The organism is Streptomyces sp. NPDC056373, from assembly GCF_042262425.1.
Lineage (GTDB): Bacteria > Actinomycetota > Actinomycetes > Streptomycetales > Streptomycetaceae > Streptomyces.
This window is the reverse complement of record NZ_JBHJPX010000008.1, coordinates 1-12,853: the sequence shown is the minus strand read 5'-3', so window position 1 is coordinate 12,853 and position 12,853 is coordinate 1. Positions and strand designations below refer to the sequence as shown.

At 71.8% G+C, this 12,853-nt stretch carries 10 protein-coding genes and 1 pseudogene; 4 read left to right on the top strand and 7 right to left on the bottom strand.

All coding sequences use genetic code 11. The features are described from left to right. Nucleotides 1–41: 41 nt before the first annotated feature. Complete coding sequence (locus tag ACFCXS_RS17785) at nt 42–2,384, top strand: SpoIIE family protein phosphatase (RefSeq protein ID WP_376644269.1); 2,343 nt, start codon at nt 42–44, stop codon at nt 2,382–2,384. Between the two features lie 86 nt (nt 2,385–2,470). On the opposite strand, the gene ACFCXS_RS17780 is transcribed toward ACFCXS_RS17785, so the two are convergent. After that, complete coding sequence (locus ACFCXS_RS17780) at nt 2,471–3,301, bottom strand: aldo/keto reductase (protein ID WP_376644268.1); 831 nt, start codon at nt 3,299–3,301, stop codon at nt 2,471–2,473. 109 nt (nt 3,302–3,410) lie between these two features. On the opposite strand from ACFCXS_RS17780, the gene ACFCXS_RS17775 reads away from it, so the two are divergent. Next, entirely contained in the window at nt 3,411–4,475 is a 1,065-nt protein-coding gene (locus ACFCXS_RS17775; protein WP_376644621.1) for a LacI family DNA-binding transcriptional regulator, read from the top strand. On the opposite strand, the gene ACFCXS_RS17770 is transcribed toward ACFCXS_RS17775, so the two are convergent. Genes ACFCXS_RS17770 through ACFCXS_RS17755 form a run of 4 tightly spaced genes read right to left on the bottom strand, consistent with a single transcriptional unit; the run spans nt 4,438 to nt 9,045 of the window. Next, nucleotides 4,438–5,814: a glycoside hydrolase family 32 protein gene (locus ACFCXS_RS17770; protein ID WP_376644267.1), complete on the bottom strand. Its 1,377-nt coding sequence runs from the start codon at nt 5,812–5,814 to the stop codon at nt 4,438–4,440. The two genes, ACFCXS_RS17775 and ACFCXS_RS17770, sit on opposite strands and share 38 nt — an antisense overlap. After that, nucleotides 5,811–6,665 carry a carbohydrate ABC transporter permease gene (locus tag ACFCXS_RS17765; protein ID WP_376644266.1) on the bottom strand — a complete coding sequence of 285 codons (855 nt, stop codon included), beginning with the start codon at nt 6,663–6,665 and terminating at the stop codon, nt 5,811–5,813. The genes ACFCXS_RS17770 and ACFCXS_RS17765 overlap by 4 nt, the downstream gene beginning before the upstream one ends. A 17-nt stretch (nt 6,666–6,682) precedes the next feature. Next, nucleotides 6,683–7,639: a carbohydrate ABC transporter permease gene (locus ACFCXS_RS17760; RefSeq protein ID WP_376644265.1), complete on the bottom strand. Its 957-nt coding sequence runs from the start codon at nt 7,637–7,639 to the stop codon at nt 6,683–6,685. Next, entirely contained in the window at nt 7,636–9,045 is a 1,410-nt protein-coding gene (locus ACFCXS_RS17755; protein ID WP_376644264.1) for an extracellular solute-binding protein, read from the bottom strand. Before ACFCXS_RS17755 ends, ACFCXS_RS17760 begins: the two co-directional genes overlap by 4 nt. A 201-nt stretch (nt 9,046–9,246) precedes the next feature. On the opposite strand from ACFCXS_RS17755, the gene ACFCXS_RS17750 reads away from it, so the two are divergent. Then, nucleotides 9,247–10,221 (top strand): TauD/TfdA dioxygenase family protein, encoded by a 975-nt coding sequence (locus tag ACFCXS_RS17750; RefSeq protein WP_376644263.1) that lies wholly within the window; start codon nt 9,247–9,249, stop codon nt 10,219–10,221. A 100-nt stretch (nt 10,222–10,321) separates the two neighbouring features. Here the strand turns inward: ACFCXS_RS17750 and ACFCXS_RS17745 are convergent, their stop codons facing one another. Continuing rightward, entirely contained in the window at nt 10,322–10,897 is a 576-nt protein-coding gene (locus tag ACFCXS_RS17745) for a CGNR zinc finger domain-containing protein (RefSeq protein WP_376644262.1), read from the bottom strand. An 81-nt stretch (nt 10,898–10,978) separates the two neighbouring features. On the opposite strand from ACFCXS_RS17745, the gene ACFCXS_RS17740 reads away from it, so the two are divergent. Then, nucleotides 10,979–12,151, top strand: coding sequence for an epoxide hydrolase (locus tag ACFCXS_RS17740; RefSeq protein WP_376644261.1), 1,173 nt, complete (start codon nt 10,979–10,981; stop codon nt 12,149–12,151). 234 nt (nt 12,152–12,385) lie between these two features. Here the strand turns inward: ACFCXS_RS17740 and ACFCXS_RS17735 are convergent. Beyond that, nucleotides 12,386–12,853: pseudogene (locus tag ACFCXS_RS17735) on the bottom strand (transposase); the annotation flags it as partial.

Genomic DNA, 12,853 nt, shown 5'->3' with positions numbered 1-12,853 from the left:
CGCGGTTGATAGAGGGCGGCAAAGGGATAATCCTGGACGCTATGGAGGACGCCTCCGCTGCTGCGATCATCGACGCCCGCGGCATTGTGACGGGGTGGAGCGAGGGTGCCCGGCGGCTGACCGGCTACCCGGCCGAGGAGGCCGTGGGCCGGTCCGTACGGGAGCTGCTCGCCGAAGAGGTGCCTGCCGAGGCGGTGTCCGCCCGGTCGGGCACCGTCATGGTGCGGCACCGCGAGGGCTACCTGGTCGGGCTCCGCGTCAGCGGCTGCGCCGTGACGGGCCCGGACGGGAGAGCGGGCGGCTATGTGATCACCGTGGCGTCGCCCGGCCGCGGGGAGACGTCCCTCGCCGGACGTGCCTTCCAGCAGGCGTCCATGTCGATGTCCGTCTTCGACCTCAACCAGCGCTATCTACGGCTCAACGACGCCGCCTGTCACGTGATGGGCGTGTCGGAGGAGACGCTGCTCGGCCGGCACTTCCCCGAGACCGTGGAGGAGGCGGAGCACAGCCGCGGCTTCAACTGGCATCTGCGGCACGTCGTCGAGACGGGACGGCCGCTGCGCTACGAGAGCTACACCGGCGCACCGGCCCTCAACCGCGAGCACGCCTGGGTCACCGAGATGTGGCCGGTCCGGGACGCCGCCGGCGCACTCGTGGGGACCGCCCTGGCCGCCTTCGACAGCACCGAGCAGTACTGGGCGAGGCAGCGGCTGGCCCTGCTGAACGAGGCCGCCGCCGGGATCGGCACCACCCTGGACGTGATCCGCACGGCCGAGGAGCTGATCTCGGTCGTGGTGCCCCGGTTCGCCGACTTCGCGAGCGTGGACCTGTTCGACTGGGTCCTCGGCTCCGACGAGGCGCCGACGGCCCCCGTCCAGGAGGTCACGCTGCGGCGGGTCGCCCACGGCTCCGTCACCGAAGGCACCCCGGAGGCGGCCGTCCACCTCGGAGAAGTGGACGTCTACCCCTCGTTCTCGCCGATCGCCCGGGCCATGCGGGAGGGCCGGGCCATCGTCAGCCAGGCGGGGGAGCCGGCGTTCATGCGCTGGGTGGCCGAGCGCAACTCCCGGGCCCCGCAAGGACGCCCCTACCGTCAGGGCGTCCATTCGATGATGGCCGTACCGCTGCGGGCCCGCGGCACCACACTCGGTGTCGCCGTCGCCGTGCGCGTGGCACAGCCGGACGACTACGCCGACGACGACGCCGTGTTCGCCGAGGAGCTCGCCAGCCGGGCCGCGGTCTGCGTCGACAACGCCCGCCGCTTCGCCCGCGAGCGCACCACCGCCCTCGCCCTCCAGCACAGCCTGCTGCCCAGGGGCCTGCCCGGACAGGCCGCCGTCCAGGTCGCCCACCGCTATCTGCCGTCCGGCTCGGCGGCCGGCATCGGCGGTGACTGGTTCGACGTGATCCCGCTGTCCGGCAGCCGTGTCGCGCTGGTCGTCGGGGACGTCGTGGGGCACGGCATCCCCTCGACGGCCACCATGGGCCGGCTGGTCACCGCCGTCCGCACCCTCGCCGATGTCGACCTGGCACCCGACGAGCTGCTCACCCACCTCGACGACCTGGTCACCCATCTCGCCTCGGACGACCAGGGCGACGACGTCGCCGAACTCGGCGCGACCTGCCTCTACTCCGTCTACGACCCCGTCACACGCCGGCTGAGCCTGGCCGCCGCCGGGCACCCCGCGCCCGCGCTGGTGCTGCCCGACGGCTCCGCCCGGCTGATCCCGATGAGCGCGGGGCCCCCGCTGGGCGTGGGAGGGCTGCCGTTCGAGGCGACGGAGCTCCAGCTGCCCGAGGGCTCCGTCGTCGCCCTCTACACCGACGGACTCGTCGAGGACCGCGACCGCGACGTCGACCACGCCACCGAGGAACTGTGCCGGGCACTGACCGTGCCCGCCGACTCGCTGGACGCCCTGTGCGACACCGTGCTGAAGGCCGTACTGCCGGCGGAGCCCGGGGACGACGTGGCCCTGCTGCTGGCCCGGACCCGGGCGCTGGGCGCCGACCAGGTCGCCACCTGGGACGTCACGCCCGACCCCGCGGAGGTGGCCGCCACCCGGCAGGCCGCCACCGACCAGCTCACCGCATGGGGCCTGGACGAGACGGCCTTCGTCACCGAACTCGTCGTCAGCGAACTGGTCACCAACGCCATCCGGTACGGCACCCCGCCCATCCAGCTCCGCCTGATCCGGGACCAGACCCTGATCTGCGAGGTGTCCGACGGCAGTTCCACCTCCCCGCACCTGCGCCGGGCCCACCAGGACGACGAGGGCGGCCGCGGCCTGCTGCTGGTCGCCCAGCTCACCCAGCGCTGGGGCAGCCGGCAGACCACCCGGGGCAAGACCATCTGGTGCGAACAGTCCCTGACGCCGGAGTTCTGACCGGCCGGAAGCCCCGGCCCGCCCGCAGCCCGTCCCGATCGGCCACCCCTGGCTCCTTCCCGCCTTGCGCACGCCCCGGGTACACGTCAGAACTCCTCGTGCACCTCGGGGTCGGCGCCGACCCGCCGGTGCGCCCGGTCCCCCACGGCCCGCATCTCCTCCTCGCTCAGCTCGAAGCCGAACACGTCGAGGTTGGCGCGCTGCCGCTCGGGGTTGGCCGACTTGGGGATGGGCACCGCCCCGAGCTGCGTGTGCCAGCGCAGCACGACCTGCCCGGGCGACACCCCGTGCGCCCCGGCGATCCGCCCCACGGCGGGATCCTCCAGCAGCGGCGTTCCCCGGCCCAGCGGGCTCCAGCTCTCGGTGACGATGCCCTTGCCCGCGTGGAAGGCGCGCAGGTCGTCCTGCGGCAGCAGGGGGTGCAGCTCGACCTGGTTGACCGAGGGCAGCACCCCGGTCTCCTTCTCCAGCCGCTCGATGTGCCCGGCCGTGAAGTTGGAGACGCCGATGGAGCGGACCAGCCCCTCCTCGCGGAGCTTGATCATGGCCTTCCAGGAGTCGACGTACCGGTCCACGCGCGGCAGCGGCCAGTGGATCAGGTACAGGTCGACGTACTCCAGGCCGAGGCGGGCCCGGGACTCCTCGAAGGAGGCGAGGGTCTCCTCGTAGCCGTGGTGCCGCCCCGGGAGCTTCGTCGTCACCACGATCTCCTCGCGCGGCACCACCCCGGAGGCCACACCGCGGCCGACCCCCGTCTCGTTGCGGTAGTTCGTCGCCGTGTCGATCAGGCGGTAGCCCGCCTCCAGTGCGGAGAGCACCGCCTGCTGCGCCTCGTCGTCGCCGAGCGGCCAGGTGCCCAGCCCCAGAGCGGGCAGCGTCGTACCGTCGTTGAGCGTGTGCGTCGGGATGCTGATCACCGTCGGACCTTCCCTTTGACTGTGCGTGCGGCTGTGTCGTCCCTCCAGCGTCACGGATAGGGTGAGCAATGATCAACCGGACAGGTGGGGGATGAGGACGGCGGACGGCATGGGCAGCGCCGAGGAGAAGCCGGCGACGGGGTCGGGACGCCCCACCTCGCGGGACGTCGCGCGGCTCGCGGGCGTGTCGCACACCGCCGTGTCCTTCGTCTTCAACGGCCGTGCCGCCGGCAACCTCTCACCCGCCACCCAGGAACGCATCCGGCAGGCCGCCGCCCGGCTCGGCTACCGCCCCGACCCCGTGGCCCGCAGCCTGCGCCGCAGCCGTACGGCCGTGATCGGCCTGGTCACCGACGAGATCGCCTCCTCACCCTTCGCGGGACGCCTGCTGCGCGGCGCCATGGACACCGCCTGGGCGGGCGAGCACCTGGTCCTCACCGTCGACTCCGGCGGCGACCCGGCCAAGGAGGACGCGGCGGTCGCCGAGCTCCTCGACCGCCGCGTCGACGGCATCATCTACGCCGCCATGTCCCTGCGCGGCGTCCGCGTCCCCGAGGGCCTGCACCGCACCCTGTCCGTCCTGGCCAACTGTCTGCCCGAGGACGACTCGCTGCCCGCCGTCGTCCCCGCCGAGCGCGCCGGCGGCCGTACGGCGGCCCGGCTGCTGCTGGAGCAGGGGCACCGGCGGGTCGCGCTCGTCGGCGGGCAGAACGACATCGCCACGGTGGAGCGGCTGCGGGGCTTCCGCGACGCGCTGCGCGCCGAGGGCATCACCGTCCCGCGGGACTGGGTCGTACGGACCGGAGCGGAGATCTCCAGCGGCCACGAGGGCGCCATCCGCCTGCTCGACGGTGCTCCGCCCGATCTCAGGCCGACCGGCATCTTCGCTTTCAACGACCGGGTCGCGGCAGGCGTCCTGCACGCCGCGACCCGGCTCGGCATCTGTGTCCCGGGTGACCTGTCGGTGGTGGGCTACGACGACCAGGAGCACATGGCCGCCCACCTCGCGCCGCCCCTGACCACCGTCGCGCTGCCCCACCGGGCGATGGGGGAGGCCGCCGCGCGGCTGCTCCTCGACTCCATCGCCACCGGCCGGACCCCGCCCGCCACGGTGCGGCGGCTGGCCTGCCCGGTGATCAGCCGCGCGTCGGTGGGACCAGCGCCCATCCCGTGACGGACGCCCCGGAGGGCACACCCAGCTCCCGGACGTCGTCCCCGCGTTCGTAGACCCGTTCGGTGATCGTGGCCCGGTCGCCGACGAACAGTTCGTACAGCGAGCCGTCGACGAGCACCCGCAGGGTGAGCTCTTCGCCCGGCGGCACCCGGACGACCACCGGTGCCCCGGCCCGGTCCCGTGGCCAGCCGTCCCGGTCCAGCGTCACCGTGCCCTCGCCCGGGTCCAGGGAGACGGTCAGCTCGGCGCCCGAAGCCGACCTCAGCAGACTCACCGTGCCGCGCTCGCGGACGCCGACCGTCAGATCGTAGGCCGCCGGCAGCGCGGTACGGCCCGGAGCGGTCACGAACGGCTCGGCGGCCCGCAGCCGGTGCAGCTCCGGCGCCGGGGACACGCGCAGCGCCCCGTCCGGATGGACGTCGACGACGCGAGGAGCGGTGAGGACACCGGCCCAGCCGGCTTCGTCCTGCTCGCGGGCCTCCCACGACCAGCCCCACAACAGAGCGCGGTCCGGCTCCTGGAGCACCGCGGGAGCGTAGAAGTCGCGGCCGTGGTCGAGCAGGCCGCCGGTGCGCGCGGTGAAGCGCAGGCCGGCGTCCAGACGGCCCGTCAGGTAGCCGGTGGTCCACGGGTGCCCGTCCCACAGCGCCACCGCCAGCACCCACTCACCACCCCGCGTGGCGTACAGCTGGGGACACTCCCAGCCGGTCGCGCGGTCTGAGAACGCTGCCCGGGCCGCCGGGTCGTGGCCGTCCAGCAGCACACCCGCGAACCGCCAGTCGGTCACATCGTCGCAGTCGTAGAGAAGGACCGACGGCGTGCCGTCGGCGTGGCCCGCGCCGACCAGCGCCCAGCGGCGGCCCTCGTACCGGAACACGAACGGGTCGCGGAACATCACCACGTCCAGATCGGCGGGCGGACCTGTGACCACCGGGGCCGGCAGGGGCGTCCACTCGGTCAGCGCGGGATCGTCCGGGTCCGCCGCGCGGGCCAGGCAGATCGTGCCGAGCCCGGTGTGGTGGCGATCGACCCCGGTGTAGACGGCCGTCGGCACGCCCCCGTCGTCGACCATGCACCCCGACCAGCAGCCCGCTTCGTCCGGGCCGCCCGGGGTCGGGGTGAGCGCGATCGGATGGTGCTCCCAGTGGGCGAGGTCGGCGCTGGAGGCGTGACCCCAGTGGACGTTCGTGTGCACCGGGGCTTCCGGGTTGTGCTGGTAGAAGAGGTGATGGCGGCCGCGCCAGCGGAAGGGCCCGTTGGGGTCGTTCATCCAGTTGGCGGGCGGGCGGACCCGGAAGCGCGGGGCGTGCGGGTCGTGCGGGGGAGCGGCGAGGCTCAACGGTTGACTCCTGCGGACGTGATGCCCTCACGCAGAGGGCGCTGGCCGACGACGAACACGGCGACGGCGGGGATCATGGAGAGGACGACACCGGCGAGCACCACGGAGACGGAGCCGGTGCCGAGGTTGCCCTGGAGGGAGACCAGCCCCAGCGGCAACGTGTAGTTCTGGCCGGACGTCTCCAGGATCAGCGGCCGGAAGAACTCGTTCCAGTGGTAGTTGAAGGCGAGGACACCGACGATCGCGAGGCCGGGCGCGGCCAGGGGCGCGTAGACGGACCGGAAGGTCCGCCAGGGCCCGGCCCCGTCCAGCATCGCCGCCTCGCCCAGGTCCTTCGGCATGCCCAGGAAGTACTGGCGCATCAGGAACGTGCCGAACGCGGTCGGGAACGCCGGGATGATCAGCCCGAGCAGCGTGTCGGTCAGGCTCATCGACTTCAGCACCAGGAACACCGGCACGACGGTGACCTGCAACGGCACCATCATCGTCGCCAGAACCAGGCCGAACAGCGGCTTCTTGAAGCGGAACTCCAGCCGGGCGAAGGCGTACCCGGCCAGGCCCGCCGTGATCATCTGACCGATGGCGATCAGCGCCGTGACCAGCGTGGAGTTCAACGCCAGCAGCCAGACGTCGATCTGGTCGAAGACGCCGCGGTAGGCCTCGATGGAGGGGTCCGTCGGGATGAGCCGCGGCGGCAGGTCGAAGGCCTCGGCGGGGGTGCGCAGCGAGGTGGACACCGTCCACACCACCGGGCCGAGGGTGAGCAGTGCGCACACGGCCAGGCCGGCGATCCGCGCCCATGGCGCGAGCCCGTGCCGCACCCGGCTGGAGGAGAGGGTTGCTTGGCTCATGGGAGGACTCACCCGGCTCACTGGTAGTGGACGAAACGCCGGCTGAGCCGGAACTGGAGGGCGGTGACGGCCATGATCAGCACGAACAGCAGCACACCCACAGCGGACGCCTCACCGAAGCGCAGCTGCTCGAACGCCGTCTCGTAGATGACCATCACGACCGTGCGGGTGGAGTCGCCGGGACCGCCGTTGGTGAGGACGTACGGCTGCTCGAAGACCTGGAGGGCGTTGATGATGCCGACGACCGAGGCGACCAGCAGGGTCGGTGAGAGCAGGGGCAGGGTGACGGTGAGGTGCTTGCGCAGGCCCGTGGCTCCGTCGAGGGCGGCGGCCTCGTGGATCTCCTTCGGGATGTTGTTCAGCCCGCCCACGAACAGCAGGAACGAGAAGCCGAACTGCTGCCAGACGTAGACCAGGACCACCGTCGCCATCGCCGCGTTCTCCGACGTCAGCCATGGCACCGGCGCGATCCCGACGAAGCCGAGCAGCCAGTTGACGACCCCGAAGTCCTGGTTGAACAGGTACTTCATCACCACCGAGATCGACGCGGCGGACAGCACCAGCGGGAAGAAGAACGCCGAGCGGAACACCGAGCGCAGCCACACCGGCATCCGCCCGTTCAGGGTCAGCGCGAGGGTCAGCGCCACGAGCAGTTGCAGCGCCACCGCGAACACCATGAACACCAGCGTGTTGCGGAAGGAGACCAGTACGGTCTCGTCGCCGAAGGCCTCGCCGTAGTTGGAGAGCCCGGCGTAGGACGGCGAGTCGATGACGTTCCAGTGGAAGAGGCTCAGCACCACCGAGCCCACGATCGGGACGACCGTGAAGACGACGATGCCGACGATCGTCGGCGTCAGGAAGAGCGCGGCCAGCAGCCGGGAGCCGCGGTCACGGGCCGAGGAGCCCTGCGGTGCCGGGGCGGGCGGGGCCGTCGGGCGTTCGGCCCGCACGGGCGGTATCCGGGTGTTCGTCATACGTCACGCTCCATGGCCTTCTCCAGATCGCCCTGCATCCGGCGCAGCGCGGGACGCACCGAGCGCGCGGAGGCCAGGGCCGTGCCGGTGTGCTTCAGCAGCACCTGCTCGACCTCGGCGACCTGCGGCGGCGCCGGGATCGGCCCCGTGTCGGGGAACCGGTCGAGGGTGTCGTAGAACACCGGCCAGTGCGCCGGGCCGGTCTTGGCGTAGCGGCCGGCGGTCAGCAGTGAGCGGCGGGCCGGGGTGGTCTGGTTCGTGGCGAACAGCCGCTCCAGGACGTCCTTGCGGGCGGCGTACTTGATGAACTCCCACGCCTCGTCCTGCATCGTCGAGGTGCGCAGCAGCGCGTAGCCCGCCGCCCCGTACTGCATGCGCTGGGTGCGCCAGCGTGGGAAGTACTGCACGTCGAAGCCGTCCCGCTCCATGCCGGCCAGGTGCAGTCCGCCCGCCCAGAAGCCACCGGCCGGGGTGACCCCGACCCGGCCCGTGGAGAAGACACCGATGAGGTTCTGGCCGTTGCCACCCTCGGGCCGGGTGCACAGACCGTCCCGGATGAGGGAGGCGAGATAGTCGTAGACCTCCTCCACCCGCTCGTGCGTGGCCTGCGGTCTCGTCCAGCGGAAGCCCCCGCCGCGGCCCTTGCGTTGCGGGGCCGGGTAGAAGCCGTCCCACAGCCAATTGCCACCGGGTGCCTTGGACTCGGCGAGCAGGTTCGTGTCGTTCGCGAACAACCAGGGCACCACACCGCCCCACAGGCGGTTGGTCCAGAAGTACGGCGTGAAGCGGGAGCCGCTCGAGCTCTTCATGTCCCGCAGCAGCGCCGTGAAGTCGTCCCGGGTCCAGTCGGCCGGCGGGAAGCCGGCCCCCGCCCGGCGCAGCACCTGGTGGTTGAGGTACATGTCGGCCGCGTTGAACTCCACCGGCAGCTGGTGGAGGCTGCCCTCGTACATCATCGACTCCACCAGCGAGGGATGGACATCGGCGAAGTACTCCTTCAGCTCGGCCGCGTCCCGCTTGACCCACTTGTCCAGGGCCACCCCCAGCCGCTGCGCGAAGAGCTGCACGCCCTCGGTGGCGACGTAGACGAGGTCGGGGGCGGTGCCCGCGGCGACCTGGGTGAGGATCTTCGCGAAGAAGTCCGACCAGTCGACGGCCTGGACGGCGTTGATCCGGAGCTCGATGTCGGGGTGCAGCTCGGCGAAGCCCTCGCGGAGCATGCGGATGGCCTCCGGCCCGTAGGCGGGGCCCAGCGTGGCGACACGGAGGGAGCCGTCGTCCCGGCCGGGGATGTCGGCTCCGGTGAGCTGGTCCCAGCTCGCGGCGGTGCCCGCCAGGGCGGCGGCCCCCGCGCCGTAGGCGCCGTACCGCAACAGGGCGCGACGGGTGAGGTGCGAGTCGGTCATCGTATGTGGGGCCTAACTCGTGTTAGCCGTGGATTGATGCCCCAGATGATGTGAGTGCTGAACGAGCCTGTCAAGGTGTGCGAGCGCTCGACCTTTAACGAGTTAGGTCCGAAGGTCCTGTGTCGCGGGGTGGTCGCCCCCGGCTGAGATCACTGTCACGATCTTCGGGACGGGAACACGCCCACGACCAGCGGAGCGCTCATGACGACGGACAGCCCGACGACGGACGCGGCAGTGCGGGAGGCCGGGGTGGAGGTGAAACCGGTCGCCGGGTACATCGGGGCGGAGATCGGCGGGGTCGATCTGGCGGCGGACCTCGATGACGCCGTGGTCGCCGCGATCAGGGCGGCGGTGCTGCGGTGGAAGGTGGTGTTCTTCCGGGGGCAGCGGCTGGACCACACCGGGCACGTGGCCCTGGCGCGGCGTTTCGGGGAGCCGGTGGTGCTGCCCCGGCGCGGCAAGGCCTCGCCCCCGGGCTTCCCCGAGATCGAGACCACCGCCGACCGGCTGGAGCTGGGCGGGCGGTTCGGTATGGAGCACGACGAGTGGCTGCGACGCCGGCGCCACACCCTGCTGCGCGGCTGGCACTGCGACCACGGGGCCCGCGTCGACCCGCCCGCCGCGACGATCCTGCGCGCCGAGACCGTGCCGCCCTACGGCGGCGACACCACCTGGGCGAACCTCGCGGCGGCGTACGCCGGACTCTCCGCGCCGCTACGGCAGTTCGTCGACGGACTGCGGGCCGAGCACCGGCTCGGCGTCGGCTACCAGCCACGGCCCGGCGACGACGCGTACGTCCGGCACCTGCTGGACCGGCAGGTCGCCTCGCTGCACCCCCTGGTGCGCGTCCACCCGGAGACGGGCGAGCGGATCCTGTACGTCAACGGCTACTACGTCGAGCAGATCGACGGCCTCTCCCGGCCCGAGAGCGGCGCCATCCTGGAGATGCTGCTGGAGCAGGCGGTCCGGCCCGAGTACACGGTCCGGTTCCGCTGGGAGCCGGGCAGTGTGGCGTTCTGGGACAACCGCGCCACCATGCACCTCGCCCCCGGCGACACCGCCCACCTCGATCATCCCCGGATCATGCACCGCGTGATGCTCGCCGGGGACGTGCCCGCAGGGGTGGACGGCAGGCCGTCGGAGCCGATCACCGGGACCGCGCCAGGCCGTTGGTGACCCGGTCCGGGCCGGTGGCCCGGGCTGCGCGTGCGCCCTCGTCGGTGGCTTCGTGGCGGGGGCGGCCGCCGGGGGCTCCCATGGACTCACCGAGGCACGATCACTGCGCTGCCCCGGGCTTTCCGCCCTGCTTGGCGATGAAGCGCGCCTTCTTCTGACGATTCCCGCACGTGTTCATGTCGCACCACCTGCGCGTGCGGCTCCGGCTGGTGTCGAAGAAGGCGGCCTGGCAGGTCGGCGATGCGCACAGGGCCAGTTTTCCGTCTCGTTCGCCTGCGATGATGCTGATCGCGTCCGCGGCGATCACGCCGAGGGCGTCCTCCACGCGGGAAGCCGAGCCGAGCCGCCATCGCCGCTCGCCCTCCGGCGTCAGGATCGCCGCGGCCCGGCCCTGAGCGCTGCGGTCGTTGATGACGCGGACTGCCTGCGCAGGCAGAGGATCCTGGATCGCGGCCGCTGTCGCGGCGGCATGAATCGCTTCCCTCAGCTCACGAGCGAGGCCGAGCTGGGCAATGGTGCAGGTGTCCACCGCGAGCCCGTACACCGAGAGCCAGTCGACGAGCCGGTGCGGCGTGGGAATGCGCTCCACGGCGTCGCCGTGACGCTCCGACAGGGTCCCGGTGAAGCTGGTCGCCAGCACGCTGCCGAGGCGGAAGTCAGGAAACTCACCACGCATGGAACCAGCATAGCCGGTTGCGACTTGACTTCGCACTCTGTTAGAACCGTCATAGCCGGTTCCGCGATGCCTGGAGGTCTCATGCCCCGTCCGACCAGCGACGTGCAAGCGTTCGAAGCCCATGTGAGCGACGCCGACCTCGACGATCTGCGCGCGCGCCTGGCCGCGGCGCGCCTGCCGGAGGCCGAGACGGTCCACCGTGCCGCCCCCGGCCCGCGCCGGTGGGAACAGGGGGTTCCGCTCGCCGACCTCGTCGATCTCGTGAACTACTGGCGCACCGGGTACGACTGGCGGGCGTTCGAGAAGCGCCTCGACCGCATCGGCCAGTTCCGCACGACCATCGACGGTCTGGGGATCCATTTCCTGCACCGCCGGTCCGCGCGCGCGGACGCCACTCCTCTGATCGTGACGCACGGCTGGCCGGGCAGTGTCGCTGAATTCGTCGACGTGGTGGACGAGTTGGCCGATCCGGAAGACGCGGACGCGCCGGCGTTCCACGTCGTCGTCCCGTCGCTGCCCGGCTTCGGGCACAGCGACAAGCCGGACACCACCGGGTGGGGAACCGAGAAGATCGCGGCCGCATGGGTGGAACTGATGGGGAGGCTCGGCTACGGCGAGTTCCTGGCCCACGGCGGCGACTGGGGAGGCAACATCACCACGGTTCTCGGCGGCCGGTTCCCGGCCCACGTTCTCGGCATCCACACCACGTTCGCGGAGGGACCGCCCGGGCTGACGACGGACGGGCTGACGGCCCCCGAGCGCCGGTGGGCCGAGGAGACCCGCCATTTCTGGCGTCACCGCGCGGCGTACGCGAAGCAGCAGGCGACCCGGCCGCAGACCATCGGCTACTCGCTCGTCGACTCACCGGTCGGGCTTCTCGCCTGGATCGTCGACAAGTTCGCCGAGTGGTCGGACACCGAGGACAGCCCGTTCGAGACGATCTCCAGGGACCGCGTCCTGGACGACGTCACCCTGTACTGGCTGACGCGGACCGGGGCATCGGCGGCCCGCATCTACTACGAAAGCCACAACTCGCTCGATCCCGAACTGCGGGTCGACGTCCCGTCGGCCGTCACGATCTACCCCCGCGACATCGAGAGGTGCCCACGCCCCTGGGCACAGGAGCGCTACCGGCGGATCGTCCGATGGGGGTCGCCCGAGAAAGGGGGCCATTTCCCGTCGCTGGAGGTTCCCGGCTACTTCGTCGATGACCTGCGCGAGGGCCTCGCGGCCGTGCTGGCCGCCCAGCGGTGAACGCGGTACCCGACTGCTCCGGGACTTTCCGCCCGCCCTGAGCATCTGGCTCGCGGCCAGCTCGCGATACAGCGCACTGCTTTCCAGTAGCTCCTCATGACTTCCCCCGGCGGCCGTGCGGCCGCCCTGGAGGAGCACGATGTGGTCGGCGTGCTCTCGTCCGGCACGCCGAGGGCACGCACCGGACACCGCGGGCACCGCACTGGACTTTCGAAACACCCCCTAGCTTGATCTTTAACCTGTGCGGCGAGGTCGCGGAGTGGCCGACTTCTTGTTCCGGGACGTGGCGTTGCCCGCCTTGCGGGGTGTGTGGACGTCGTGGCGTGGGGTGGGTCGGGAGTTTTTTCGGCCGGGCGGTCGTCCAGGTCCGGGGCGGGTGGGTTTCGGTGCTCTGGCCGGACAGACGGCCTTTGGGCGGATGTGCCGAAAGTCGCGGCGGACACGTGCCGGGGTCAGTCTGTCTGAGGAGACGGGCCTCTCCCACGGGCGGCGCTGGTCGGCTGCGAGTGGCCGGGCCAGTCGCAGTTGGGTGTAGGCCGCGAGGATGAGCCACGTCCAGCGGTCCGCCGCCTCGGGGGTGCGGATCTTCGGGCATGTCCAGCCGAGTGTCTGCTTGAACAGGCGGAAGGTGTGCTCGATGTCGAAGCGACGCAGGTATGCCTGCCAGAGTCGGTCGGCGTCCGCTTCGGTGGCGCCGGTGCC

Bases quoted from the DNA above. Each gene is read 5' to 3' on its own strand.
- ACFCXS_RS17775 (WP_376644621.1), top strand. From the start codon at position 3,411: ATGGGCAGCGCCGAGGAGAAGCCGGCGACGGGGTCGGGACGCCCCACC.
- ACFCXS_RS17760 (WP_376644265.1), bottom strand. From the start codon at position 7,639: ATGACGAACACCCGGATACCGCCCGTGCGGGCCGAACGCCCGACGGCC.
- ACFCXS_RS17750 (WP_376644263.1), top strand. From the start codon at position 9,247: ATGACGACGGACAGCCCGACGACGGACGCGGCAGTGCGGGAGGCCGGG.
- ACFCXS_RS17740 (WP_376644261.1), top strand. From the start codon at position 10,979: ATGCCCCGTCCGACCAGCGACGTGCAAGCGTTCGAAGCCCATGTGAGC.
- ACFCXS_RS17765 (WP_376644266.1), bottom strand. From the start codon at position 6,665: ATGAGCCAAGCAACCCTCTCCTCCAGCCGGGTGCGGCACGGGCTCGCG.
- ACFCXS_RS17745 (WP_376644262.1), bottom strand. From the start codon at position 10,897: ATGCGTGGTGAGTTTCCTGACTTCCGCCTCGGCAGCGTGCTGGCGACC.
- ACFCXS_RS17785 (WP_376644269.1), top strand. From the start codon at position 42: ATGGAGGACGCCTCCGCTGCTGCGATCATCGACGCCCGCGGCATTGTG.
- ACFCXS_RS17755 (WP_376644264.1), bottom strand. From the start codon at position 9,045: ATGACCGACTCGCACCTCACCCGTCGCGCCCTGTTGCGGTACGGCGCC.